The sequence below is a fragment of the Methylobacterium sp. J-078 genome, assembly GCF_022829285.1.
GTDB lineage: Bacteria > Pseudomonadota > Alphaproteobacteria > Rhizobiales > Beijerinckiaceae > Methylobacterium.
Genome location: NZ_JAKSYI010000141.1, coordinates 1 through 25,276 on the forward strand (window position 1 = coordinate 1; position 25,276 = coordinate 25,276).

At 67.3% G+C, this 25,276-nt stretch carries 21 protein-coding genes and 3 tRNA genes; 11 read left to right on the top strand and 13 right to left on the bottom strand.

The annotated features are described in order from the left end of the window. The first annotated feature begins 1 nt into the window (after position 1). Positions 2-78, top strand: a tRNA-Met gene (locus MKK58_RS24780). Between the two features lie 226 nt (positions 79-304). Here the strand turns inward: MKK58_RS24780 and MKK58_RS24785 are convergent. The 12 genes from MKK58_RS24785 to MKK58_RS24840 form a co-directional block, all read right to left on the bottom strand. Further along, positions 305-1,048 (bottom strand): NUDIX hydrolase, encoded by a 744-nt coding sequence (locus tag MKK58_RS24785; RefSeq protein WP_409565316.1) that lies wholly within the window; start codon positions 1,046-1,048, stop codon positions 305-307. After that, on the bottom strand, positions 1,005-1,475 hold the full coding sequence (locus MKK58_RS24790; protein ID WP_243915625.1) for a DUF983 domain-containing protein: 471 nt from the start codon (positions 1,473-1,475) through the stop codon (positions 1,005-1,007). Before MKK58_RS24790 ends, MKK58_RS24785 begins: the two co-directional genes overlap by 44 nt. Positions 1,476-1,520: 45 nt before the next feature. Further along, on the bottom strand, positions 1,521-3,833 hold the full coding sequence (gene rnr / locus MKK58_RS24795) for a ribonuclease R (RefSeq protein ID WP_243915626.1): 2,313 nt from the start codon (positions 3,831-3,833) through the stop codon (positions 1,521-1,523). A 136-nt stretch (positions 3,834-3,969) separates the two neighbouring features. Then, positions 3,970-4,311: a hypothetical protein gene (locus MKK58_RS24800; RefSeq protein WP_243915627.1), complete on the bottom strand. Its 342-nt coding sequence runs from the start codon at positions 4,309-4,311 to the stop codon at positions 3,970-3,972. 81 nt (positions 4,312-4,392) lie between these two features. Beyond that, positions 4,393-4,971, bottom strand: coding sequence for an NADPH-dependent FMN reductase (locus MKK58_RS24805; protein WP_243915628.1), 579 nt, complete (start codon positions 4,969-4,971; stop codon positions 4,393-4,395). Between the two features lie 145 nt (positions 4,972-5,116). Further along, the gene (locus MKK58_RS24810) at positions 5,117-5,836 is read right to left on the bottom strand and encodes a cytochrome c biogenesis CcdA family protein (RefSeq protein ID WP_243915629.1); all 720 of its coding nucleotides are present in this window, start codon (positions 5,834-5,836) and stop codon (positions 5,117-5,119) included. 9 nt (positions 5,837-5,845) lie between these two features. Next, positions 5,846-6,286 (bottom strand): thioredoxin family protein, encoded by a 441-nt coding sequence (locus MKK58_RS24815; protein ID WP_243915829.1) that lies wholly within the window; start codon positions 6,284-6,286, stop codon positions 5,846-5,848. 266 nt (positions 6,287-6,552) lie between these two features. Then, positions 6,553-7,263 carry a hypothetical protein gene (locus MKK58_RS24820; protein ID WP_243915630.1) on the bottom strand — a complete coding sequence of 237 codons (711 nt, stop codon included), beginning with the start codon at positions 7,261-7,263 and terminating at the stop codon, positions 6,553-6,555. Positions 7,264-7,369: 106 nt separating this feature from the next. Then, complete coding sequence (locus MKK58_RS24825; RefSeq protein ID WP_243915631.1) at positions 7,370-7,618, bottom strand: hypothetical protein; 249 nt, start codon at positions 7,616-7,618, stop codon at positions 7,370-7,372. A gap of 425 nt (positions 7,619-8,043) precedes the next feature. Beyond that, positions 8,044-9,456 carry a type I glutamate--ammonia ligase gene (gene glnA / locus MKK58_RS24830; protein ID WP_243915632.1) on the bottom strand — a complete coding sequence of 471 codons (1,413 nt, stop codon included), beginning with the start codon at positions 9,454-9,456 and terminating at the stop codon, positions 8,044-8,046. 289 nt (positions 9,457-9,745) lie between these two features. Then, entirely contained in the window at positions 9,746-10,207 is a 462-nt protein-coding gene (locus MKK58_RS24835) for a GNAT family N-acetyltransferase (protein WP_243915633.1), read from the bottom strand. Positions 10,208-10,227: 20 nt separating this feature from the next. Then, positions 10,228-10,566 carry a P-II family nitrogen regulator gene (locus MKK58_RS24840; protein ID WP_003600526.1) on the bottom strand — a complete coding sequence of 113 codons (339 nt, stop codon included), beginning with the start codon at positions 10,564-10,566 and terminating at the stop codon, positions 10,228-10,230. A 195-nt stretch (positions 10,567-10,761) separates the two neighbouring features. Between MKK58_RS24840 and MKK58_RS24845 the strand changes: the two genes are divergently transcribed. Further along, positions 10,762-12,267 carry an NAD(P)H-hydrate dehydratase gene (locus tag MKK58_RS24845; RefSeq protein WP_243915634.1) on the top strand — a complete coding sequence of 502 codons (1,506 nt, stop codon included), beginning with the start codon at positions 10,762-10,764 and terminating at the stop codon, positions 12,265-12,267. Between the two features lie 14 nt (positions 12,268-12,281). Here the strand turns inward: MKK58_RS24845 and MKK58_RS24850 are convergent, their stop codons facing one another. Next, on the bottom strand, positions 12,282-13,748 hold the full coding sequence (locus MKK58_RS24850) for a multicopper oxidase family protein (RefSeq protein WP_243915635.1): 1,467 nt from the start codon (positions 13,746-13,748) through the stop codon (positions 12,282-12,284). Between the two features lie 211 nt (positions 13,749-13,959). Here MKK58_RS24850 and MKK58_RS24855 point away from each other — a divergent pair. The 9 genes from MKK58_RS24855 to ribB all read left to right on the top strand — a co-directional run bounded on the left by MKK58_RS24855 (position 13,960) and on the right by ribB (position 25,276). Then, positions 13,960-14,044, top strand: a tRNA-Leu gene (locus tag MKK58_RS24855). 176 nt (positions 14,045-14,220) lie between these two features. Then, positions 14,221-15,663: a trigger factor gene (gene tig, locus MKK58_RS24860; RefSeq protein ID WP_243915636.1), complete on the top strand. Its 1,443-nt coding sequence runs from the start codon at positions 14,221-14,223 to the stop codon at positions 15,661-15,663. A 130-nt stretch (positions 15,664-15,793) separates the two neighbouring features. Next, positions 15,794-16,420, top strand: a complete 627-nt coding sequence (locus MKK58_RS24865) for an ATP-dependent Clp protease proteolytic subunit (RefSeq protein ID WP_243915830.1) — start codon at positions 15,794-15,796, stop codon at positions 16,418-16,420. A gap of 218 nt (positions 16,421-16,638) precedes the next feature. Then, the gene (clpX, locus tag MKK58_RS24870) at positions 16,639-17,910 is read left to right on the top strand and encodes an ATP-dependent Clp protease ATP-binding subunit ClpX (RefSeq protein WP_238276775.1); all 1,272 of its coding nucleotides are present in this window, start codon (positions 16,639-16,641) and stop codon (positions 17,908-17,910) included. Positions 17,911-18,180: 270 nt separating this feature from the next. Continuing rightward, positions 18,181-20,607 (top strand): endopeptidase La, encoded by a 2,427-nt coding sequence (gene lon / locus MKK58_RS24875; protein ID WP_243915637.1) that lies wholly within the window; start codon positions 18,181-18,183, stop codon positions 20,605-20,607. Positions 20,608-20,763: 156 nt separating this feature from the next. Further along, a tRNA-Val gene (locus MKK58_RS24880) sits at positions 20,764-20,839 on the top strand. A gap of 422 nt (positions 20,840-21,261) precedes the next feature. Then, positions 21,262-22,068 (top strand): FkbM family methyltransferase, encoded by an 807-nt coding sequence (locus MKK58_RS24885; protein ID WP_243915638.1) that lies wholly within the window; start codon positions 21,262-21,264, stop codon positions 22,066-22,068. 976 nt (positions 22,069-23,044) lie between these two features. Then, positions 23,045-24,148: a chorismate synthase gene (gene aroC / locus MKK58_RS24890; RefSeq protein WP_243915639.1), complete on the top strand. Its 1,104-nt coding sequence runs from the start codon at positions 23,045-23,047 to the stop codon at positions 24,146-24,148. Between the two features lie 51 nt (positions 24,149-24,199). After that, positions 24,200-25,276: a 3,4-dihydroxy-2-butanone-4-phosphate synthase gene (gene ribB / locus MKK58_RS24895; protein ID WP_243915831.1), complete on the top strand. Its 1,077-nt coding sequence runs from the start codon at positions 24,200-24,202 to the stop codon at positions 25,274-25,276.

The window sequence follows — 25,276 nt, forward strand, 5'->3', positions numbered from 1 at the left end:
GCGCGGGGTGGAGCAGCCCGGTAGCTCGTCAGGCTCATAACCTGAAGGTCACAGGTTCAAATCCTGTCCCCGCAACCAAACCAACAAACGCCCGCCACGCTCTCAAGCGCGGCGGGCGTTCTCGTGTTCAGACCGGATACGAGAATCCCGTCAGTGCAACCAGGACGTGAAGAAATAGATCAGAAGGATTATCGGGATCGGAATTCCGATCAACCAAAGCAGACCGCCCTTCAACATCATACACCTCCACGCCGCGTTACTTGGGTCTTTCCAACGGGTGGTTTCGGGAAGGGGTTCCTTTGGCTTACAGGAGATCGCGCATGCGCTTGCCGCTTCGCTCGTAATAGTACGGGATCGGCAGGTAGGGTGCGAAGCCGCCCCTGACCTGGATCTCGAGGTCGTCGAGGACCACGCCGGTGATGCGCGGCAGGTTGAGGCGTCGGGCCTCCGCGAACGTCACCCAGATTAGTTCGACGAGTTCCGAAGCCGCCGAGACGACGTCCGGCACCGTGTGGGCGATCGTCGTGCGATCCGCCGCGAAGAAGCGCGTGTCGAACCGGCGGACCCGGCCCGGCGGCGTGACCGCCCGCGCGATGAGGTGCAGGGCCTCGAGGTCCGGCAGCACGCCGGCTTCGCGAAACGCGCTCCAGCTTCCAGGGGGGGCGGTTTCCGGCGGGCCGTACGCGCTGGTGCCCAGCATCAGGCCGGTCTCTTCGTAGGTCTCCCGGATTGCCGCCAGCGCCAGGGCACGGCCCAGGCCATCGCCGCCGCGCGGCACGCGCTGCGCCAGAGCGTCGTTCGCCCGTCCCGACAATGCGCCCGCCACGGGCATGTGGCGGTCCGCCCGCTCGATCCGGCCGCCGGGAAACACGAACTTGCCCGCCATGAAGGCGAGGCCCGGATGGCGCCGGCCCATCAGGATCTTTGGGGTGCGCCGGGTCCGGTCGATCAGGATCAGCGTGGCGGCATTGCGGGGCCGCAGGGCGGCCGCGCGGGCCGGCGTCTCAGGCGGAAGCGCCTCCGGCAGCATGTCCGTGATCTGGTCCATGCTGCGTCTCCTCGATCTCCGCGTTCGGCGACACCGGTAGCTTGGCAAAGCCGTGCATGCCAAGGGCATATTGCAGGCCGACCACCGCCCCCTTCGCCGGCTGCAGCAGGGCAAGGGAGCCCAGCAGCGTCACCAGGGGCCAGAAGGTGAGCTGAAACCAGAGCGGAACGTCGTAGTTCATCTCGGTCTCGAGGAGGAAGTAGCCGACGATGTGCCCGATGACGAAGATGACGATGTAGGGCGGCAGGTCGTCCGCCCGGTGATGCGCCAGTTCGAGGCCGCAGACAGCGCAGTCGGGCCGGACCTTGAGGAAGCGGCCGAAGACGCGTCCCTCGCCGCAATGGGGGCAGCGCCCGACGAATCCGCGTGCCATCGCGCGGACGAGGCCCGTGCGCGTGCCGGAGCCGGTCTCGATCGTCGCGGTCATTCGGGGCTCCTGGGGGATCGCGCCATGGTGTCTATACGCTCCGCATCAGCGACGCGACCCGCGATGGCGCGTTCCCGTCCTGATGCCGGCCGGGCGCCCCGGCGCGCCGGGCTTGCGGACGGGCCCCCGGCCCCGCGGAGCTTCGCCGCCGCCCCGGTCCGGCCGGGCCCGCCCTTCCGACAGAAGCTCGAAGCGCAGGGCTCCGGCGACGGCGGCCGCCTCGACGAGGCGGACCTCGACGCGGTCGCCGAGGCGATGGGTCTCGCCCGAGCGCTCGCCCACGAGGGCATGCTTGGCCTCGTCGTGGCGGTAGTAATCCGCCCCGATCGTCGAGATCGGCACGAAGCCGTCCGCGCCGGTCTCGTCGAGCTTGATGAACAGGCCCGACCGGGTGACGCCGGAGATCTGACCCGTGAAGGTCGCCCCGACCCGGTCGGCGAGGTGGTGGGCGATCAGACGGTCGATCGTCTCGCGCTCGGCCGCCATGGCCCGCCGCTCGGCCGCCGAGATCTGCTCGCCGATCTGGTCGAGGGCCGCCACCGTGACCTCGGAGGACAGGCCGTCATTCCCGAGCCGGCAGGCCGCGATCAGGGCGCGATGGACGATGAGATCGGCATAGCGCCGGATCGGCGAGGTGAAGTGTGCGTAGCGACGCAGGTTCAGGCCGAAATGTCCGAGGTTCTGGGCTGCGTAGACGGCCTGGGCCTGCGAGCGCAGCACCACCTCGTTGATGAAGGTCGCGTGCTCCGTCTCGGCCACGCTGGCGAGGATGCGGTTGAACAGGGTCGGGCGTAGCGCGCTCTCCTTCGGCAGCTTGATGCCGATGGAGGCGAGCACTTCGCCCAGCGCGCGCATCTTCTCCAGGGCGGGTTCGTCGTGCACCCGGTAGATCAGCGGCTGCCGCGCCTGTTCCAGGGTCTCGGCGGCCGCAACGTTGGCCAGGATCATGAATTCCTCAATGAGCCGGTGCGCGTCGAGGCGGGCCGGCACCACCACGCGGTCCACCGCGCCGTCGACGGTGAGCACGACCTTGCGCTCCGGCAGGTCGAGGGCGAGGGGGCCGCGCGCGTCGCGGGCCTGGCGCAGCGCCGCGTAGGCGGCCCAGAGGGGCTGCAGCGCCGGCTCCAGCAGGGGGGCGGTGGCCGCGTCCGGCGTGCCGTCGATGGCGCCTTGCGCCTGGGCGTAGCTGAGCTTGGCGCGCGAGCGCATCATCACGCGGTGGACGCTGTGGCGCCGCTTCACCCCGTCGACGCCGATCACCATCCGGATCGCGAGCGCCGGCCGGTCCTCGGCCTCGCGCAGGGAGCAGAGATCGTTCGAGATGCGCTCCGGCAGCATCGGCACCACCCGGTCCGGGAAGTAGACCGAATTGCCGCGCATCAGCGCCTCGCGGTCGAGGGCCGAGCCCGTCCGGACGTAAGCCGCGACGTCCGCGATCGCCACGGTGACGACGAAGCCGCCGGCATTGGCCGGGTCCGGATCGGGCACCGCCATCACGGCGTCATCGTGGTCCTTGGCGTCGGGGGGGTCGATCGTGAGAAGCGGCGCGTCGCGCCAGTCTTCGCGCCCCGCCAGACCCACTGGTACCGCCGCGTCGGCCTCGGCCAGGGTGGCGGCGGCGAAGACGTGCGGGATGTGGTGCAGGTGCAAGGCGATCAGGCTGACGGCCTTCTCCGAGCCCAGGGCGCCGAGGCGCTCGCGCACGCGGCCCTGGGGCAGGCCGAATCTGCTCTCGCGCTGCAGGACGACGCTGACGAGATCGCCGTCTCGGGCCTCGCCCTCCTCGCCCGCCGGAATCGCGATCTCGCGCCCCTGCGCCCGCTTCTCGACGGGAATGATGCGGCCGCCCTCGGGGCCGGCCCGATAGACGCCGATGATCTCCGACTTGTTCTTGCCCAGGGTCTTGATGACCCGGCCGGTGTAGCGGCCCGGTTCGGCGGGGCTCGCCTCGACGCGCAGGAGCACGCGGTCGCCGATCCCTGCGGCCGGCTGTCCGGGGCGCTTCGCGCCCCGCGGGGCCGCTACGGTGATCCGGGGCGCGGGGCCGTTGCCGACGTCCCACTCGGCGGGATTGGCCAGGAACTCACCGTTCCGGTCGCGCGCGGTGATGTCGGCGAGCACCACCGGCGGAAGGCGCCCGGAGGGTGCGAGGCCACCGCGCCCGCGCGCGATGGCGCCGTCCGCCTCGATTTCCTTGAGGATGCGCTTCAGGCCGATCCGGTCGGCGCCCTTAATGTTGAAGGCCGCCGCGATCTCGCGCTTGCCAACGGTCTCCGTGGAGGCGGCGATGAAGGCGACGATCTGCTCACGCGAGGGGAGGGCGGCGGGGCCGGGATTGGGGTCGATGCGTTTTGCCAAGGCGGGGCTCGCTGCGCGGGCGCGAGGCCATACGCGGGAAGGATTGGAAGCCGGGGACGCGAATGCGTTCCGGTCCTTGTAACATGGGCGTCCGCGTCTGCCCCGGCAACGGCAGAGGCGGCGCCGTCGACAGGGTTCAGCCGGTGGCGGCTGATTTCCGCAGGCGCTCGACGGCCCGGTCGATGTCAAAGTCCCGGGCGGTGAGTTCGGCGAGGGTGAAGGGGCACAGGGCGGGAAAACCGAACTGCACCTGGTTCTCCGCCTCACGGTATTCCGGGGCCTCGGCCTCGCGCACCGCCAGGGTCCAGAACCCCTCGACGTTGAGGCCCTCGACGCGGGCCGGATCGGCGGCGAGCTCGGCCTGAATCGGCCGCGCCGCCTCGCGCCAGAGGGCGCTCGCCCGGTCGTCCGACATCAGCGCGGCCCGCACGAGGTTGGCGAGGAGGGTGCGGATGTCCGTGGCGGCGGTCTCGGGCATGGATGGCGCTCGGCGCGAGGGATCGGTCGGCCCCAACGCGCAAGCCCTGCGCCATATCGAGGCTCTGGGCCGGATCGCGTCTCAGTAGGGCGTTCCCTTCGCCCGCTGCGCCTGAAGCGCCTCGGCGTACCAGACCAGTTCGTCGAGGAAGCGGGCCGCAGCCTTCGGCAGCCAGGCCTCCTGCGCGGCGCCGGCCTCGTCGAGGGCCTTGCCGATGCGGGGGATCGGCAGCAGCGATGGAATGCTCGACGCGCCGAGCTCGGCCATCATCGCCCGCAGCTGCATCGCCGCACGCACGCCCCCGTACTGTCCCGCCGAGTAGCAGACGATGCCGGACGGCCGCCAGGAATACTCCTCGAGGAAGTGGTCGAGCGTGTTCGCGAGGGCCGGCGGAATCGAATGGTTGTACTCCGCCGAGACGACCAGGAAGGCGTCCGAGCGGCGATAGAGCGTGGCCAGATCCTCGAGGCATGCTGGCGCTCCACCCTTCGGATATTCCTTGTACATCCGGTCGAGGAGCGGAAGCTTCAGTTCGGCCGGATCGACCAGGGGCGCCTCGATGCCGCGCGCTTGAAGTTCGGCGATGACGAACCGGGCCGCGCGCAGGCCCTGGCGGTCCGACCGGACGGAACCAAGAATCACGGGGACGACGAGGGACATGAGGTCGCTCCTGAACGCCGGCGCCATCCGCTCGGCGAAGAATCCTGGCTAGCGAACCTTCGCCGCACCCTCAATCCTCGCGCTTACCGGCAAGCGGCCCGGGAGCCGGTCGATCTTCGTCGTCTCGATGCGGGCGCGGTGTTTCTCAGAACCGCGTCGTCGCCCGCGTCAGCCAATCCGGTGAGGCATCGACCAGGAACGTCTCCAGGGCCTTGTCGTAGCCGAGCACGATGGCGAGGCCCGTCAGGACCAGGGTGAGGCCGAGCGCGGCCTTGAGACCCCGGCCCAGGCCCATCATGCGGTCGCGCCAGCGCATCAGCGTCGCGCGGGAGAGGGTGCCGAGGACGACCAGGGGCAGGGCCGCGCCGAGGCCGAAGAGCAGCATCGTCAGGGCGACGGTGCCGAGGTCGCGCCCCTGCGCGGCCAGGAGCGACGCCGCGCCCAGCGTCGGACCGACGCAGGGGCTCCAGACCGTCCCGAGGAGGAGGCCGACGCCGAACTGGCCGGAGAGGCCGATGCCGGAGACGCCGCCGAAGCGAGCCTGAATCCAGTTGCTCGCGGGGCCGGCCGCCACCGCCAGGCGGGTCTGCGCCACGGGCAGCATCAGCACGAGCCCGAGCACGATCATGAGCCCGGCCGCGCCCGTCCGGAACAGGCCGCTATCGAGGCCGAGGCTGAAACCGATTGTGGCGACGAACAGGCCGACCGCCACGAAGGCGAGGGCCAGCCCGGAGGCCAGCGCGAGGGGGCCGAGCCGATGCGCGGAGGCGGCGGCGCCCAGCACCAGCGGCAGCAGCGGCAGGACGCAGGGCGAGAGCACCGAGAGCAGCCCGGCGAGGAAGGCGAGGCCGAGCCCGGTGGCCATCGGCTCGGCCTAGAGGGTCTTCTCGACGAGGCTCTCGATCCATTCGGGCTGCGTCTCGCCCACCGAACGGCCGGTCTCGGTCTCGCCCTTGAAGGCGATCAGGGTGCTCTGCATGCGGGCGTCGAAGCGGCGCAGCACATCCTTCTGCGTATCGAAGTCGACGTCGAAGATCAGCAGGTCCTTGAAGCGCGCCTGCTCGCCCAGCTTGGCCAGGATCGGCTTCTGCGTCTTGCAGATCGGACACCAGGGTGCGCTCACCTCCACGAGGATCGGCCTGCCCGCCTTCTGGGCCGCTGTGAAGGCTTGCGCGCTGTAGGCCTGCGTCTCGGCGGCGCGCGCCGGCAGCGCGAGGATGGCGGGCGCGAGGGCGAGGCAGGCGAGGAGGACACGTCGGTGGAGGCGGGCGGAATCGACCGCTCGGGCAGGGCTGGATCCGGCGGGTCTGGACATCCGCATGGCACTTCACTCCCGGAATCTTGGTGGCCGTCTCGCGCGTCGCGGTAGCCCGTTGTGTCGAGCCTACGCCACGGCGAGGGCGATGTCGCCGGAATCGGGGCCGGCCGCGCGGTGCGCGCGCGCAAGATCGCGCGATGAGCCCGATGCCCCTCGGGACTGCACGCTTCGCCGATATGCCCGCAGCCGCGAGGCACGATCGCCGAATCTACCGGTTTCCTGCGGAATTCGTGCGGACCCAAGGTCGCCGTCGCCGCGTGCCTTCACCAGAGGGAGAATTCGGTGGCGAAATCGGTGGTCTTCAGCCGCGCGCAGGTCTCCGGCGCGACGCCGCAATCGGCCTTCGGCTTCAGCGTCAGGGTGCCGTCCGGTGCGGTCGCGAAGGTCAGGTGGAGTGGGGGCTCGTCCGCCTTGGTATAGGCGAGGCCGGCCTCGAAGCGAACGAAGTCGAAGCGGTCGCGGTCGGCATACACGATGAGGTCGCGTGAGACGGTCTCGCCCGGGTTGAGCTCGGAGGGGTCACCCCCCGCCTCGGTGGCGCCGGCGAACAGGCGGCTCTCGCGCAGGATCGCTTCGCCGGGACCCGCGAAGCCGTAGGCGCGGGCCGCGATGGTGCGATCGGCGGACGTCGTTCCACCCGCAGGCTTCGTGCCGGCTTCCGCGTCGAACCGCACACGCACCCCGGTGACGTTGTAGACGAGGCCGAGCACGCGCACGCCGGTCTGGCCGACGTTCTTGCGCGTCACCGTGGAGCGGATCGCCACGTGCTGGCCACGCTCGCCCGCCCGCACGAGGCTCGTCGTCACCGAGACGGCTGGCGGCTCCAGGGCCGGCTTAATCCGGGCCTCGTAGATGAAGGTGTAGACCGCCCAGGCGCCGGCCGCGACGATCGCCAGGGTCTGCACCAGGGCATTGGCGCGCTCCAGCCGTCCGCCCCGGCGGGATCGCGCATCCTCGTTCTCGTCCTTCGGCATTCGCAGTCGCGGCCCTCACGTCGGGGCGGCAAGCCCGTTGGAAAGATCATGGTTCCGTCGTCGGGATCTTAACGGCATCCGACCGGGAGTGGCGCAGTAGGACGGATCAGAGCCGGTCGCGGATCAGTCTGAGAAATCTGCGAAGGCCGCCCTGCTCGTAGAACACGACGTTCGCGGGGGTCGCGTTCCAAAGCCGCGTCAGCTCCGCATCGGAAATGCGATCCGCGGTGATGTCGTCGAGGTATTTCCGAAGTTTCAACCGATCTTCGCCCCGGAACGGAGACACGGCCGTTCGCAGGATCTCCTCCATCGTATCTCCCATGTCGTCCAGGCCTTCGATGAAGGCGAGGGCCAAGCTTTCGAATTCCGCTGAGCTCTGCAATCTCGGCTTCGGATATCGCTCCTTCGATCGTTTCGGCCTGGGCTTGTCGGTGCGTCGCAATCCGTCACCTTTCCGGTCCGGCACGCAAAGGCGTGACGCGCCGTTCAACGGATCGTCGCGATCATGACGCTCGCGACGGACCCCCTCTCCCTTCAGGCAATGCGATCGCATCCGGCTTAACCCCGTCATTCCGGGGCGCCGTCGGCGAGCACGGACCCGAAGAGGTGCTCCAGCGGTGTGCAATCCAGAGATTCAAATTGCAGGCGCAGGTTGATTTTGTCGATCCGCTGATGGAACTTCGCCGGCCGGCGGAACGCGAAACGCCGGAGCCCCTCGCGGAGCCCCGGCGTTTCGGATCGTCTCGAAGGGACCGGGCCAGGCGCCCGGCCCGGTCGCTCTCAGAGCGAGTAGTACATCGTGAACTCGACGGGGTGCGGAGTCATCTCGTAGCGCATGACCTCCGTCATCTTCAGCTCGATGAACGAGTCGATCTGGTCGTCCGTGAAGACGTTGCCGGCCTTGAGGAAGGCGCGGTCGCGGTCGAGGTTCTGCAGGGCCTCACGGAGCGAGCCGCAGACGGTGGGGATCTTCTTCAACTCGCGCGGGGGCAGGTCGTAGAGATCCTTGTCCATGGCGGCACCCGGATCGATCTTGTTGATGATGCCGTCGAGGCCGGCCATCAGCAGGGCCGAGAAGGCGAGGTAGGGGTTCGCCATCGGGTCGGGGAAGCGGACCTCGACGCGCTTGGCCTTCGGGTTCGTCGTCCACGGGATACGGCAGGAGGCCGAGCGGTTGCGGGCCGAGTAGGCGAGCAGCACGGGGGCCTCGTAGCCCGGCACCAAGCGCTTGTAGGAGTTGGTCGACGGGTTGGTGAAGGCGTTGAGCGCCTTGGCGTGGCGGATGATGCCGCCGATGTACCAGAGGCATTCCTGGGAGAGGTCGGCATACTTGTCACCGGCAAACAGCGGCTTGCCGTCCTTCCAGATCGACTGGTGCACGTGCATGCCCGAGCCGTTATCGCCGTAGACGGGCTTCGGCATGAACGTCGCGGTCTTGCCGTAGCTCTGGGCGACCTGATGGATGCAGTACTTGTAGATCTGCATGTGGTCGGCGAGCAGCGTCAGGGTGTCGAACTTCATGCCGAGTTCGTGCTGGGCGGAGGCCACCTCGTGGTGGTGCTTCTCGACCTTCACGCCCATGGACTGCATGGCGGCCAGCATCTCGCCGCGCATGTCCTGCGCCGAGTCCTGCGGCGGCACCGGGAAGTAGCCGCCCTTGGTGGCGACGCGGTGGCCGAGGTTGCCGCCCTCGTAGTCGGTGAAGCCGTTGGTCGGCAGCTCGGTCGAGTCGAGCTGGAAGCCGGTGTGGTAGGGGTCGGAGCCGAACTTCACGTCGTCGAACACGAAGAACTCGGCTTCGGGGCCGACATAGATGGTGTCGCCGATACCGGTGGACTTCAGGAAGGCCTCGGCCAGCTTGGCGGTGCCGCGCGGGTCACGGCTGTAGGGCGCGCCCGTGGAGGGCTCGAGCACGTCGCAGACGATCGACATGGTCGAGGCCGAGAAGAACGGGTCCATGCAGGCGGTGGCCGGGTCCGGCATCAGCAGCATGTCGGATTCATTGATGGCCTTCCAGCCGGCGATCGACGAGCCGTCGAACATCGTGCCTTCGGAGAACATCTCGTCGTCGATGAGGGAGACGTCGAACGTGACGTGCTGCCACTTACCGCGCGGATCGGTGAACCGAAGGTCGACGTACTTGACGTCGTTGTCCTTAATTTCCTTCAGGACGTCGGCTGCAGTCTTGGCCATCCTTGGGGGTCTCCTTCATGTCTCGGCCCGTTGCGGCCGTGGTTTTGCCGCAGCGTGCACCGGCGCGCCGCAGAGCGGAAGGGTCTCGGACGTCGAGCGCCTTGAGCGTCGTCGCCTTGGGCGTCGAGCGTTTAGCGCAGGTGGAGCCTCCGGGCCAGCGCAATTTAAAGGCCTCCGGCGCCGGGCGGCCGCCAGAAGAGACGCAAAAACAGAAACTTAGAACTGTCTTCGGGCGCTTCGAGACCGGGCCGCGGGCCATGACGACATCGGGAGTCCGTGACGGATTCCGTCAGGGCATCAGGATCTTGCGCATCTGGATGCAGTCGGCCGCGTGCCCGACCAATTCGGCCGCGTCCCAGGTGAAGCGGTGCCATCCCGTCGCTTCGTAGAAGCCGACCACGTCGGGGGCGGCGTTGACATGGAGCGTATGGATGGCGAATTGCCGGGCTCGTTCCTGCACCGCCTCGTCGAGCCGGCGGCCGAGCCCCCGGCCCTGATGCTCCGGTACGATCGCCACGAGGCGGACGATCCCGGTCCCGTCGCGGCGGTCGTCGATCCGAACGACCCCGAGGGCGGTATCGCCGTCGGTGAGCAGCAGGGGATGGTGGTCGGGGTGGCGATCGTCCGGGTGGTTCGCGTCGTAGTCCGTCCGGCCACGCGGCACCCAGAGGACGGTGTGTCGGATACGATGGAAGTCCTGCCAGTCCCGCGGATCGGTGACCGGCTTGAGCCGGCATCCGGCCTGCGCCACGGAACCGAGGCCTATAGACTTCAGATCGCGTCGGTCCCGGTCTCGCCGGTGCGGATGCGGATGGCTTCCTCGATGGTGGAGACGAAGATCTTGCCGTCGCCGATGCGCCCGGTCTGGGCGGATTTGCGGATCGCCTCCACGGCCCCCTCCACCAGCGCGTCCGACAGGACGATCTCGAGCTTCACCTTCGGCAGGAAATCGACGACGTACTCGGCACCCCGATAGAGCTCGGTGTGGCCCTTCTGGCGCCCGAAGCCCTTCGCCTCGATCACGGTGATGCCCTGGAGGCCGACCTCCTGAAGAGCTTCCTTCACCTCGTCCAGTTTGAAAGGCTTGATGATCGCTTCGATCTTCTTCATGCCGGGCGGGCCTGACCTCGATGCTGCTTGACCCATCGTTGGTATCATCGCCGTCCGGCCTTCGCCACGCCGTTTTGCTCTGAGACGGCGGAAAACTGCACAACGAACGTGCACAGGCGGCAAATCGTTTGGGCGAATGCCAGAGTCCGAAGCGGTTTCGTGGGTCCCGGACAGGCATTGCAGGAGGAATTCCCGATGACGACGCAGCGCCTGCTTGACGTCGAGGCGATGCGCCGGGTCGATGCGGCCGCCATCGCGGGCGGAACGCCCGGCCGCGTGCTGATGGAGCGGGCCGGCGCGGCGGTGGCGGAGCGGGCGCGCCTCCTGGCCGGCGAGGGCGGCCGCATCCTCGTCCTATGCGGTCCCGGCAACAACGGCGGCGACGGCTTCGTGGCCGCCCGTCTCCTCGCCGAGGCGGGCTTCGCGGTGCACCTCGTCGCCCTCGCGCCGGTCGCGGCCCTGTCCGGCGACGCGGCCCTCGCCGCGTCCGGCTGGACCGGTCCGGTCGGCACCCTGACGGAGGTCGGCGAACTCGGGGACTACGCCCTCGCGATCGACGCGCTCTTCGGGGCCGGGCTCGCCCGGGACCTCGCGCCGGATGTTGCATCCCTGGCCGCGCGTCTCGCCGCATATGGCACCACCGTTCTGGCGGTGGATGTGCCGAGCGGCGTCGACGGCGATACCGGCGCCGTGCGCGGCGCGGCCTTCCGCGCGACAGAGACCGTTACCTTCGTGGCCTTGAAGCCGGGGCACCTTCTCCAGCCCGGTCGCGACCTGTGCGGCGCCCTCCATCTGGCCGAGATCGGCACCACTGACGCCGATCTCGCGGCCGGGCTCGCCGAGGCCCCCGCCCTCTGGCGCAACGGTCCGGACCTCTGGAGCCACCTCCTTCCGCGCCTGAACGCAGCGAGCCACAAGTACACGCGCGGGCACGCGCTCGTGCTCTCCGGGCCGGCCACGAAGACCGGTGCCGCCCGGATGGCGGCGCGGGCCGCCCTGCGCGTCGGCGCCGGGCTCGTCACCCTGGTCTCGCCGACCGGCGCCCTCGCCGAGAATGCCGCCCACTGCACCGCGATCATGCAGCGCGCCTGCGACGGCGCCGACGATCTCGACGACCTCCTGGTCGACGAGCGCCTGAACGTGGTGCTGGCCGGCCCCGGCCTCGGCGTCGGCTCGGGCACCCGCGATCTCGTGGCGGTGGCGGCCGCAACGGGGCGCGCCCTCGTCCTCGACGCGGATGCGCTGACGAGCTTCAAGGGGCAGGCCCGCCTCCTTGCGGCACACCTGTCGGACAGCGACGCCCGGGCCGTGCTCACGCCGCACGAGGGCGAGTTCGCCCGCCTGTTCGAGGGGACGGGCGCGCTCGATCCGGAAGCCGGCAAGCTGGAGCGGGCGCGGCGCGCGGCCGCCCTCGCCGGGGCCGTCGTCGTCCTCAAGGGCGCCGACACGGTCATCGCGGCGCCCGACGGCCGCGCCGCGATCAACGATCACGGCACCCCCTATCTCGGCACGGCCGGTTCCGGCGACGTGCTCGCCGGGCTGGTCGCGGGGCTGCTCGCGCAGGGCATGGAGCCGTTCGAGGCGGCCTGCGCCGCCGTCTGGCTGCACGGCGACGCGGGCCTGCGCCACGGGCCGGGCCTCATCGCCGAGGACCTGCCGGAACTGATGCCGCAGGTGCTGCGGGCGCTCCTCGGCGCCTGACCGGCGTCCGGCGCTCAGGTCACTTCGAACAATGTCCAGAGCCCGGTGTCGAAGCGCTCCAGAACCGTGGAGCTGATGAGCCAGCGGCCCGGATTGTCCGCCTTGAAGGCGATGCGGGCCGTGCGGCCCTCCAGGAGCTGGAAGGTGTCGAGCCAGTAGGGTTCCCAACCGTCGTCGAGGGGATGGAGCAGCCGGAAGGCGTGCCCGTGCAGGTGGAGCGCTTGTGGAAAGGCGGTGGCGTTCTTGATCGCCAGGACCACCACCTGGCCCCGCTTCACGGAAAACAGGGGCGCCAGGCCGGCGCTGCCGCTGGCGCCGTTCACCGCCCAGATCCGAGCCGGATCGCCGGTATAGACGGGTTCCGCCGCCGGCTTGTCCTTGTCGATGCGGGCGCCGCCCGTGATCGTGATATCGCGCCGGACCGCGTTCTGGAGTTTCACCTCGGCGGGCAGGAGGGCGTTCTCACCGATCTTGGTGATCGCCGGCCGCGCCGGGGCGACGGGCTGGCCCGCCACCGCCAGGGTCGCGAGCACGAGGCCGTTGCCGACGAGAGCCGTGACGCTGCCGGTGGCGCCGGCCTCCGTCGGCAGGTCGAGCATCAGGTCGTAGCGGGTGCCGGGCGGGAAGGGCAGGGTGGCCCGCAGGGGCTCGAAGGTGTCGGTGGGCTGCCCGTCCACCGCCAGCACGTAGACCTTCACGCCGTCGAAGCGGATGCGCGTGCCGCGCGCGTTGCAGACGTTGCCGAGGCGCAGGCGCACCCGGCTGCCCGGCCGCCCCGTGATCGTCGCCGGAACCGGGGCCCCGTTCAGAGTCACCAAGCTGCCGAGGCGGCCTGAACTCGCCGCGAACGCGGTCTGGCCGAACGGCAGCAGACTGGCATCCTCCTCGATCCGCCAGTCCTGCATGAGCAGTGTGAGGTCCTGATCGGCCGCCGGGGGCGAGGCCTCCTCCACCACGAGTGCTCCGGCGAGGCCGCGCCCCGAAGGCTCGCTCGATCCGCCTATCACCAGAGGGCGGATCAGGAAGGTGCCGGCATCGGGCGGCACGAACGCGTAGGAGAAATCGGCGCCGGGGGCGATCGGTGCTTGAGTGACGCCGCCGACGCCGTCCATCGGGTTCTGGTTGCGCACCCCGTGCCAGTGCAGGCTGAGAGGCTTGTCCGTCCGGTTCTCGACCTTGAGCCGGACGGTCTCCCCGAGCTTGATCCGCACCACGGGCGGCGGCGATGTCGCGTCGAATGTCCAGACCGGCGTCGCGGCCGCGGGCTCGGGCTTCAGGCGCGTGCTGCCAGGCGCGGCCCTCAGGATCCGCTCGGGGCCGGCGGATGGCGCTTCGCCGGACGGCGAAACAGGTCCCTTGGGTTTTCCTGCCTGTGCCATCGTCCCGCGCGGTGCCAGGGCCAGGGCCGCTGCTCCGCCGAGCAGGACGCGGCGCGGAACCGAGACGGAAGCGTGCGGCGCGGGCGATCGGGGCTTCGGCATGGAACCTCGGAGATTCGGAGAGGGGCTCGGCGCGGGCGCGTCCGCGCAGCGCTTGTAGAATGCGGCTCCTCCGGATTCCAACCGCGCGAGCAGCGATGAAAGGCGCACGGCGTCGAACCGGGACGGTCCCGACTTTTTTTGATGCGGCCCGTGGCGCGCGTGCTATAGGACCGCGCTCTGGCGGCGGAATGCGCGCTGGGCGTTGGCGCTTGCGGGCGTGGCGGAACTGGTAGACGCGCTGGATTTAGGTTCCAGTGTCGCAAGACGTGGGGGTTCGAGCCCCTCCGCCCGCACCAGTCCTTCGCCGTCGGGAACGGATTGGCTCATAGCGATGGCCGCCCGGCCCGCCGTAGGGAGTCGGCCCCTCGGCGGCGCGATGTCCTGTCGCCGACCTCGTTCCGGTCCGTATCGGCGGACCGCGAGGGACCGAACGACACCACGCGATCACACGGACGACAGCGGAAAGACGACCATGCAGGTGACCGAGACACTCTCCCAGGGACTGAAGCGCGAGTTTCAGGTCCTGCTCGCCGCGAACGAGCTCGAGGAGCGCCTGACGAGCGAGCTGTCGACCCTGAAGGACAAGGCCCAGATCAAGGGCTTCCGCCCCGGCAAGGTGCCGGTCGCGCACCTGCGCAAGCTCTACGGCCGCTCCGTGATGGCCGACGTGCTGCAGAACGCCGTCAACGAGGCGAACCAGAAGATCGTTTCCGAGAACAACCTCAAGCTCGCCCTTGAGCCCAAGATCGAGTTCCCCGGCGAGAAGTCGATCGTCGAGCGGGCGCTCGACGCCAAGGACGACGTCTCCTTCAACGTCGCCCTCGAGGTGTTGCCGACCTTCGAGCTCGTCGACCTGTCCGACGTCAGCCTGACCAAGCAGGTGGCCAAGCCCTCCGACGAGGAGGTTGACGAGGCCATCACCCGCATGGCGTCGTCCAACCGCGCCTTTGCCCCCCGCGAGGAGGGCGCCCCCGCCGAGACCGGCGACCGCGTCACCATCGACTTCGTCGGCCGCATCGACGGCACCGAGTTCGAGGGCGGCAAGGGGGAGGGCATCGACCTGGAGCTCGGCTCCGGCTCGTTCATTCCCGGCTTCGAGGACCAGCTCGTCGGCGCCAAGGTCGGTGAAAGCCGTGTCGTCAAGTCGACCTTCCCTGAGGCCTACGGCGCCGAGCAGCTCGCCGGCAAGGACGCCGAGTTCGACGTCACCGTGACGGCGATCCAGGCCCCCGGCGAGACCAAGATCGACGACGAGCTCGCCAAGGGATTCGGCATGGAATCGCTGGAGAAGCTCAAGGAGGCTGTCTCCACCGCCATCGGCAGCGACTTCGAGGCGCAGTCCCGCCGCAAGCTCAAGAAGGACCTCCTCGACGCCCTCGACACCAAGTACGCCTTCGATCTGCCTCCGAGCCTCGTTCACCAGGAGTTCGCCGCCGTGTGGGCCCAGGTCGAGCAGGATCTGAAGACCCGCGGCAAGACCTTCGAGGACGAGGGCACCACCGAGGAGAAGGCCACCGCCGAGTACCGCAAAATCGCCGAGCGCCGCGTGCGTCTCGGCTTGGTGCTTGCGCAGGCCGGTGAGACGGCCGATATCAAGGTGACGGACGACGAGGTGAACCAGGCGCTGATCGCCCGGGTGCGGCAGTATCCCGGCCAGGAGCAGCAGGTCTGGGACTTCTACCGCAAGAACGCCCAGGCGCTCGCCGAGCTGCGCGCGCCGATCTTCGAGGAGAAGGTCGTCGACCACGTCCTCGCGCAGGTGAAGCTCGTCGAGGAGGTGGTCTCGAAGGAGGCGCTGTTCGCCGACGAGGACGCCGCGGCAGAAGGCACCGAGGCGAAAGCCGAGGCCGCCGCGACGGACGAGGCGGCCCCGAGCGGCGAAGAGGCCCTTCCCGCCGTCGCCAAGGCCGATTGATCCCGCCTGCTCCACGAGGGCGGCGGGCCGAGAGTAAGGCGATGTTCACCATCGCCGTAGTTCGCTGAAACGTCCGGCGCGCGCCCGATTCGCGGCGCGGCCGGACCCCTTGAATCTGGGGCACGTGATGATGAGAGATCCGGTCGACTATTATAACAGTGCGCTCGTGCCCATGGTGGTCGAGCAGTCGAGCCGCGGTGAGCGTGCCTTCGACATCTATTCGCGCCTGCTGCGCGAGCGCATCATCTTCCTCACCGGCCCGGTCGAGGATTACGGCGCGTCGCTGATCGTCGCGCAGCTGCTCTTCCTCGAGGCCGAGAACCCCAAGAAGGAAATTTCCTTCTACATCAACTCGCCGGGCGGCGTCGTGACATCCGGCCTGTCGATCTACGACACCATGCAGTTCATCCGCTGCCCCGTGACCACGCTCTGCGTCGGTCAGGCCGCGTCCATGGGTTCGCTGCTCCTCACCGCTGGTGAACCCGGCCATCGTTTTGCCCTGCCGAACGCCCGCATCATGGTGCACCAGCCCTCCGGCGGCTTCCAGGGACAGGCCACCGACATCCTGATCCATGCCCGCGAGATCGAGGCCCTCAAGAAGCGCCTCAACGAGATCTACGTGAAGCATACGGGGCGCGACTACGACGCCATCGTCAACGCGCTGGAGCGCGACAACTTCATGACGGCCGACGCCGCCAAGGAGTTCGGACTCATCGACGAAGTGATCCAGAAGCGGCCCGAGCCGGCCGCGGCCTGACCGACCGCGCGCCGGGCCGCGAGGCCCGGCGCGTCGTTTAGAGGCGGGACGCTTTTCTGAGCCCTGCCTTGATCCCGTCGCGGTCGCGTGCTTGCATCGCCAGTCTGATCGAGGCCGGCAGAAGCGCGCAGGTGACTGTTTCTTTAGGCGGACGCCATTAAATTCGAAGGATGCGTGTGCGCCCCGGACCGGCGCCATGCCCGCGAACGGAGACCGATATGAGCAAGACTGGCGGCAACGACTCGAAGAGCACGCTGTACTGCTCGTTTTGCGGCAAGAGCCAGCACGAGGTCCGCAAGCTGATCGCGGGCCCGACGGTGTTCATCTGCGACGAGTGTGTCGAACTGTGCATGGACATCATCCGCGAGGAATCGAAGTCCTCCCTGGTGAAGTCGCGCGACGGGGTGCCGACCCCGAAGGAGATCCGCCGCGTCCTCGATGACTACGTCATCGGCCAGGACTTCGCGAAGAAGGTCCTCTCGGTCGCGGTCCACAACCACTACAAGCGCCTCGCCCACGCCTCGAAGCACAACGACGTCGAGTTGGCGAAGTCGAACATCATGCTGATCGGGCCGACGGGTTCGGGAAAGACGCTGCTCGCGCAGACGCTCGCCCGCATCCTCGATGTGCCGTTCACCATGGCGGACGCGACGACACTGACCGAGGCCGGCTACGTCGGCGAGGACGTCGAGAACATCATCCTCAAGCTGCTCCAGGCCTCCGACTACAACGTCGAGCGGGCCCAGCGCGGCATCGTCTACATCGACGAGATCGACAAGATTTCGCGCAAGTCCGACAACCCGTCGATCACCCGCGACGTCTCGGGCGAGGGCGTGCAGCAGGCGCTCCTGAAGATCATGGAGGGCACCGTCGCCTCCGTGCCTCCGCAGGGGGGCCGCAAGCACCCGCAGCAGGAATTCCTGCAGGTCGACACCACCAATATCCTGTTCATCTGCGGCGGCGCCTTCGCGGGCCTGGAGCGGATCATCTCGGCGCGCGGCAAGGGCACCTCGATCGGCTTCGGCGCGACCGTGCAGGCCCCAGACGATCGCCGCACCGGTGAGATCTTCCGCAACGTCGAGCCCGAGGATCTGCTGAAGTTCGGCCTCATCCCCGAGTTCGTCGGCCGCCTGCCCGTGCTGGCGACCCTCGAGGACCTCGACGAGACCGCGCTCAAGCGCATCCTCCAGGAGCCCAAGAACGCTCTGGTGAAGCAATACCAGCGCCTGTTCGAGATGGAGAATGTCGATCTGACGTTCCAGGACGAAGCGCTTTCCATGGTCGCCCGAAAGGCGATCGAGCGGAAGACCGGCGCGCGTGGCCTGCGCTCTATCCTGGAGACGATCCTCCTGGAGACGATGTACGACCTGCCTGGCCTCGACTCCGTCGAGCAGGTGGTAATCGGTCCTGAAGTCGTCGATGGCAAGTCGCGGCCGCTCTACATCCACGGCGACCGAAACAAGGAAGCCCCGGCCAGCGTCAGCGCCTGAGGCCCGATCGGGGTCTCGTCAGGTCTGGGTGGTGCCTCGGGGCGGATGCTTGAAAACATCCGCCCCGATTTCCATCTCAAGCCTCAGCGCGATGGCCGCATGCTCACCCCCTGAGGTGCGGTGTCCCGCCACCAGCCGCATCGTTCAAGACCGTTCCCAAGACAGTCTCCCACGACACTTCCGACCCCCTCGCGGCCCGGTCGGCCCCTGGCAGGATGCTTGCTCCGGAGGAGGAGCGACTGCCCGGCGTCCATCATGAGGAAGTCCGATATGACTCAATCGAAATCGCGCCAGCCCGTCGTTCCGGGCTCGACGGGCTCCTACGCCGTCCTGCCGCTTCGCGACATCGTCGTGTTCCCGCACATCATCGTGCCGCTCTTCGTCGGCCGCGAGAAGTCGATCCGCGCCCTCGAGGAGGCGGTTCGCACGGACCGGCATATCCTGCTGGCGACGCAGATCAACGCCAGCGAGGACGACCCCTCGACGGACGCGATCTACAAGATCGGGACGCTCGCCAGCGTACTGCAACTTCTGAAGCTGCCCGACGGCACCGTGAAAGTGCTGGTCGAAGGCGCCGGTCGCGCCAAGATTTCCCGCTTCTCGAAGTCCGACACTTATTACGAAGCGGAGGCCGAGACCCTTACTGACGAGCTTGGTGATAGCGTTGAGGCGGAGGCCCTCGCGCGCTCGGTCATCGCCGAGTTCGAGAATTACGTGAAGCTCAACAAGAAGATCTCGCCCGAGGTCGTCTCTGCGGTGACTCAGATCGACGAGCCCTCGAAGCTCGCCGACACGGTCGGCTCGCATTTGGCCGTCAAGATCGCCGACAAGCAGGCCATCCTCGAGATCCCCACGGTGGCCCAGCGTCTCGAGCGCGTGCTGTCGCTGATGGAGAGCGAGATCTCCGTGCTCCAGGTGGAGAAGCGCATCCGGACCCGCGTCAAGCGGCAGATGGAGAAGACCCAGCGCGAGTACTACCTCAACGAGCAGATGAAGGCGATCCAGAAGGAGTTGGGCGACTCCGAGGACGGCAAGGACGAACTTGCTGAGCTCGAGGAGAAGATCGAGAAGACCAAGTTCACCAAGGAGGCCCGGGACAAGGCGGTGGCGGAGCTGAAGAAGCTGCGCCAGATGTCGCCGATGTCGGCGGAAGCCACCGTCGTGCGCAACTACCTCGACTGGATGCTCGGCATCCCGTGGGGCAAGCGCTCGAAGATGAAGAAGGATCTTCTCGGCGCCCAGGTCATGCTCGACGAGGACCATTTCGGCCTCGACAAGGTCAAGGAGCGCATCGTCGAGTACCTCGCCGTTCAGCAGCGCGCCAACAAGCTCACGGGCCCTATCCTGTGCCTCGTCGGACCTCCGGGCGTCGGCAAGACCTCGCTCGGCAAGTCCATCGCCAAGGCGACGGGTCGCGAGTTCGTGCGCATGTCACTCGGCGGCGTGCGTGACGAGGCCGAGATCCGCGGTCACCGGCGGACTTACATCGGCTCGATGCCCGGCAAGATCGTGCAGTCGATGCGCAAGGCCAAGACTTCGAACCCGCTCATCCTCTTGGACGAGATCGACAAGATGGGCATGGACTTCCGGGGCGACCCGTCGGCCGCCCTGCTGGAGGTCCTCGACCCTGAGCAGAACGCCACGTTCAACGACCACTACCTGGAGGTGGATTACGACCTCTCGAACGTGATGTTCGTGACGACCGCCAACACGTTGAACATTCCTGCGCCTCTGATGGACCGCATGGAGGTGATTCGCATCGCCGGCTACACCGAGGAAGAGAAGCTCGAGATCGCGCGCAAGCATCTGATCCCGGGTGCCGTGAAGAAGCACGGCCTCGACACCAAGGAATGGCAGATCGACGATGCTGGGCTGCTCATGCTCATCCGCCGCTACACGCGGGAGGCGGGGGTGCGCAATCTGGAGCGCGAGATCTCCAACCTGATCCGCAAGGCGGTGAAGGAAATCCTCATCACCAAGGTGAAGGCGGTGGCCGTCACCGAGGAGAACCTTCCGGTGTTCCTCGGTGCTCCGAAGTTCCGCTACGGCGAGATCGACGAGGAGGATCAGGTCGGCGTGGTCACGGGTCTGGCCTGGACCGAGGTGGGTGGCGAGTTGCTGACCATCGAGGGCGTCATGATGCCCGGCAAGGGCAAGATGACGGTCACGGGCAACCTGCGTGACGTGATGAAGGAGTCGATCTCCGCTGCGGCGAGCTATGTCCGCTCGCGGGCCGTTGATTTCGGAATCGAGCCGCCGCTCTTCGAGCGTCGGGACATCCACGTCCACGTTCCAGAGGGGGCGACTCCGAAGGACGGTCCCTCCGCCGGCATCGGCATGGCGACCGCGATCATCTCGACGCTGACGGGCATCCCGGTGCGCCGCGACGTGGCGATGACGGGCGAGGTCACACTCCGGGGTCGCGTGCTCCCGATCGGCGGCTTGAAGGAGAAGCTGCTCGCGGCACTGCGCGGCGGCATCAAGACGGTGCTCATCCCCGAGGAGAACGCCAAGGACATCGCCGAGGTGCCCGACAGCGTAAAGAACGGGATGGAGATCATCCCCGTCTCGCGGATGGACCAGGTGCTCCAGCACGCCCTCGTCCGTGTCCCCGAGGCGATCGAGTGGGAGGAGCCTGCCCCGAAGGTTCGCCCGGTTATCGCCGACGAGGATTCCGCGACGGTCATCGCCCACTGAGGGGCGACGCAAACCTGACATGAGACGAGGCCCCGGCGCATATGCCGGGGCCTTTTTCATGTCCGAACCCGAACGGCTGCCCGGGGGAGGGGGTTGCGCGCCCTCCCGCCCTTCCGTTACGAAGCATCACGTCCTGCGATCGAAGCGAGGCGCGACGGGCGGTTAGCTCAGTTGGTAGAGCGTCTCCTTTACACGGAGAGGGTCGGGGGTTCGAGTCCCTCACCGCCCACCATGTCTAGGAAAAATGCCGGTTCTGCAGACTGCCAATTCTGATTCGCAAGCTCATAGTAGGCGCCGTGCCCCGTTGGTTATTTCTGGTCGTTTCGGCGTTCCTTGCTTTAGCCGTCGCCGGCAGCACCCTGATCTTTCTGCGTTCGCCGAGTCAGGTCGTGCAGTGGTCGAACTGAAGTCTTGGATGCGCGTAAGGTCGCTTACGCGCATCAGGTAGCAAACCTCCAAAACCCGGAACGACACTTCCTCCACCATAGCTTGGAATTCCGTCTCCGAGGACGGATGCTGTGGATCTGACCGTTCGGATGTTCAGACCAGATGGTACCGATCATCGGACTTGGGCAGTGCGTCCGCTCAAACAGATAACGATATACAGCGAATGTCTTCGCAAGCCTCAGTCAGAATTCACCGGAGATCTCGGTTATGGGTGCCCTGAAATACGTGATCCGGTTGATGTCCCAAAACCTTGGTCCGGTTTCGTCGGTCTTGTATCAGGCAGCAAATCTATACGCCAAGAGCTACATGAACGTGAATCATGATATGAGGACGAACGGCGAACTCTATCTTCTCGACAAATTGGCACGCTTCGACATAAAGACGGTGTTCGATGTCGGTGCCAATAAGGGCGAGTATACCAATGCCTGCCTGAATAAATTTCAGGAGGCACGAGTTCATGCCTTCGAAATCGTCCCTGAGACGCATGCCAAGTTCATGAGCAACGTGAGGTCTGATAGGGTCGTCATCAATGCTTTTGGTCTCGCCGATCGAGCGGGTAATATTGAGATAAACTACAATTCGAAGAAGGATGGTTTGTCTTCCCTCATAGAGGGTACTGACATTAACAAGGGGCATTGGACCACTCGTCGCGTGGAAATCCGGCGTGGCGATGAGTATTGCCGAGCGAGCGGAATCACCGCGATTGATTTTCTCAAGATGGATGTCGAGGGTGCTGAAGATCTAGTTCTACTTGGCTTTTCAGATGTGTTGAGTGGGAATAATATTTCGATTATTCAGTTTGAGTTTGGGATGATCAATATATACAGTAAGTTTTTACTGGTTGATTTCTGGAAATTTTTGGAGGGACACGGTTTCCGTCTTGGGCCGATTATGCCAAAGGGCGTCGACTTCATGGGGTACAACCCGAGAAACGAAAACTTCCAGGGGCCTCCAAATTATGTGGCGGTCCATTCATCGAGGCCAGAGCTGATCGATGCCGTCAGATTGAAGTGAATGGCGTCAGGTTTTGGTGTGTGAACGCTGTCGGGCCGAATGGAACACGGGGGCGGGCTTGTTCTCATCCGTTCGTGGTCCGACTGTCTCAAGCGTCGAAAGGTCCGCCGCAGCCGGAAGTCGGATAGGCGAAGGAAGGCTGAGGGCAAGCATTCTGTGCAAGCCGCAAGAGCTTCCGCTGGTACTCCGCATGCGGCGGTACGCTTATGACCGCGACGCGCTTCCTCCCGCCGTCGCGTTTGAGAAGGCTGCATCGGTACTGGTCGCGCCGGGCAATCTCACACGGGTCGGACGCCTACCGTTGGTGTTCCGCACACAGGTCAAGGATGCGGCCGCCTTGGTCCTTGTGCCGCGAGCTGACTTTGGCCTCGGTGCTCATCGGACTGGGATCGGATTGTCCGTAGCAGGTCGCAAGGCGAAAGCATCGAGGTTTGTATTTTCTGCTGTGATTCATAGGGAAAGGCGAGGGAGGATTTTCGATGTTTCCGAACAGCTGTATAATATAGGCCCACCCCTCGATCTCCGTCGACGGGTCTAGATTTCTGTTATTCTCTTCGGATCGCCAGAAATCTGATCAGGCTTACTTTCTCTTGTGCCGTCTCAGGTTGGCAGGGTGGTCGATAACTTTCGGCCTCCTCGGTTGAGGTGCGGGATCGATCGGTGACCGAATTGATTGCCTGTGTCTCCGACGCGGCTCAAAGCGGACGTGTCGGTGATCCCAGGAAAAACCCGCCACGGCTTTCGCCGGGCGGGTGAGGCAGATCCTGATCCCTCGGGGGATATGGAACCTGTAGCGGGTGCCAACCTGCCTGCAACCCGCATTTGGGGGATCGCGCCGACGAAGCGCGCTCCCCGATCCGGGCGCCCGAGCATGTCCTGGGCGCTCTTGCCACGCGGGTAAGAGCGCCCGACGCCACCCGGCTCCGCGCCCGCCACCCTGGCCCTTGGAGCAAACCCGCGCTAGAGCGGGGTCGTCATGTCGCATAATACGTTCGGACACCTGTTTCGCGTCACCACCTTCGGCGAAAGCCACGGGGTCGCCCTCGGCTGCGTGGTCGATGGCTGCCCGCCTGGGCTGGCCCTCTCGGCGCAGGACATCCAGGCGGAGCTCGACCGGCGCAAGCCTGGCCAGTCGCGCTTCACCACCCAGCGGCGTGAGGCCGACCAGGTCCGCATTCTCTCCGGGGTCTTTGCCGACGACCGCACCGGCGGCGTCCAGCTGACCACCGGCACGCCGATCGCCTTGGAGATCGAGAACACCGACCAGCGCTCGAAGGACTATTCCGAAATCCGCGACAGCTACCGGCCGGGCCACGCCGACTACGCCTACGATGCCAAGTACGGCATCCGCGACTATCGCGGCGGCGGCCGCTCTTCGGCCCGCGAGACCGCCGCCCGCGTCGCCGCCGGCGCGGTCGCGCGCAAGGTTCTGCCGGCCGGCCTGACCATCCGCGCCGCCCTGGTGCAGATGGGCCCGCACGCCATCGACCGGTCGCGCTGGGACTGGGAGGCGGTGAGCGCCAACCCGTTCTTCTGCCCGGACCCCGAGACGGCGCGCTTCTTCGAGGATTACCTCGACGGCATCCGCAAGGACGGCTCTTCGGTGGGGGCGGTGATCGAGGTCGTGGCCGAGGGCGTGCCCCCCGGGCTCGGCGCGCCGATCTATGGCAAGCTCGACGCGGACCTCGCCGCCGCGATGATGTCGATCAACGCCGTGAAGGGCGTCGAGATCGGCGACGGTTTCGCGTCGGCCGCACTGCGGGGTGAGGAGAACGCCGACGAGATGCGCTCGGGCAATGCCGGCGCCCCGACCTTCCTGGCCAACCACGCGGGCGGCGTGCTCGGCGGCATCTCCACCGGCCAGCCGGTCATCTGTCGCTTTGCCGTGAAGCCGACCTCGTCGATCCTCACCCCGCGCATGAGCGTGACGCGGGACAACCGCGACGTGGACCTCGTCACCAAGGGCCGCCACGACCCCTGCGTCGGCATCCGCGCCGTGCCGGTGGCCGAGGCCATGATGGCGTGCGTCCTCGCCGATCACTATCTGCGCCATCGGGGGCAGGTCGGCGCGCGGGTCTGAGCCCGCCTGCGCCCGCCGCCGTCCGATCCGCGAAACGCCATGAGACAGCCCGTGCCCCACACCCACGTCACGCAAGCCATCGAGGCCTATGCACGCGGCGAGATCGTCGTCGTCACCGATGACGACGATCGCGAGAACGAGGGCGACCTTGTCGTCGCGGCCTCGCTCTGCACGCCGGAGAAGATGGCCTTCATCATCCGCAACACTTGCGGCATCGTCTGCGCGCCCCTGACCCGCGCCGAGGCGCGGCGCCTGCGCCTCGACCCGATGGTGGCCTCGAACGACGCGCCGCTCGGCACCGCCTTCACGGTGACGGTGGACGTCAAGCACGGGCTCACCACCGGCATCTCGGCCGAGCAGCGCTGCAACACGGTGCGGGCGCTCGCCAACGGCAATATGGGCGAGGACGATTTCGTGCGCCCGGGCCACGTCTTCCCGCTCATTGCCAAGGACGGCGGGGTCCTCATGCGCTCCGGTCACACCGAGGCGGCGGTGGATCTCTGCAAGCTCGCGGGGCTCCCGCCAGTGGGCGTGATCTGCGAACTCGCCAACGACGACGGCACGGTGATGAAGGGCCCGCAGATCACGGCCTTTTCGGAGTTGCACAACCTCAAGCGCGTCTCTGTGGCTGACCTTATCGCCTACCGGCAGGCGCGAGAGACCCTCGTCGAGCGGGTCGGCAGCTTCCCGGTCAAGACCGAGTTCGGCGAGATGACGGGCTACGCCTACACCACACCGTTCGAGACCGTGCAGCAATTCGCCTTCGTCCACGGCCGCATCGGCGACGGCAAGGACGTGCTGGTGCGCCTGCACCGCTCGAACGTGGTGGCCGACGTCATTGAGGGTGGACGCCAGATCGAGGCAGTGATGCGCCGGTTCGCAACCGAGGGCCGCGGCGTCCTCGTCTACCTGCGCGACGGCACGGCCGGCGTCCCCTTGAAGACCTTTGCTGAGGAGGGCTCGGAAGCCCAGCGGGTCGCGCAGTGGCGCGAGGTCGGCCTCGGAGCTCAGATTCTGCGCGACCTCGGCGTCTCCTCGATCCGCAACCTCGCGACCTCGTCGCGCGCCTATGTCGGCCTGTCGGGTTTCGGTATCGAGTTCCTCGGCGACGAGCGCCTCGAGGGCTGA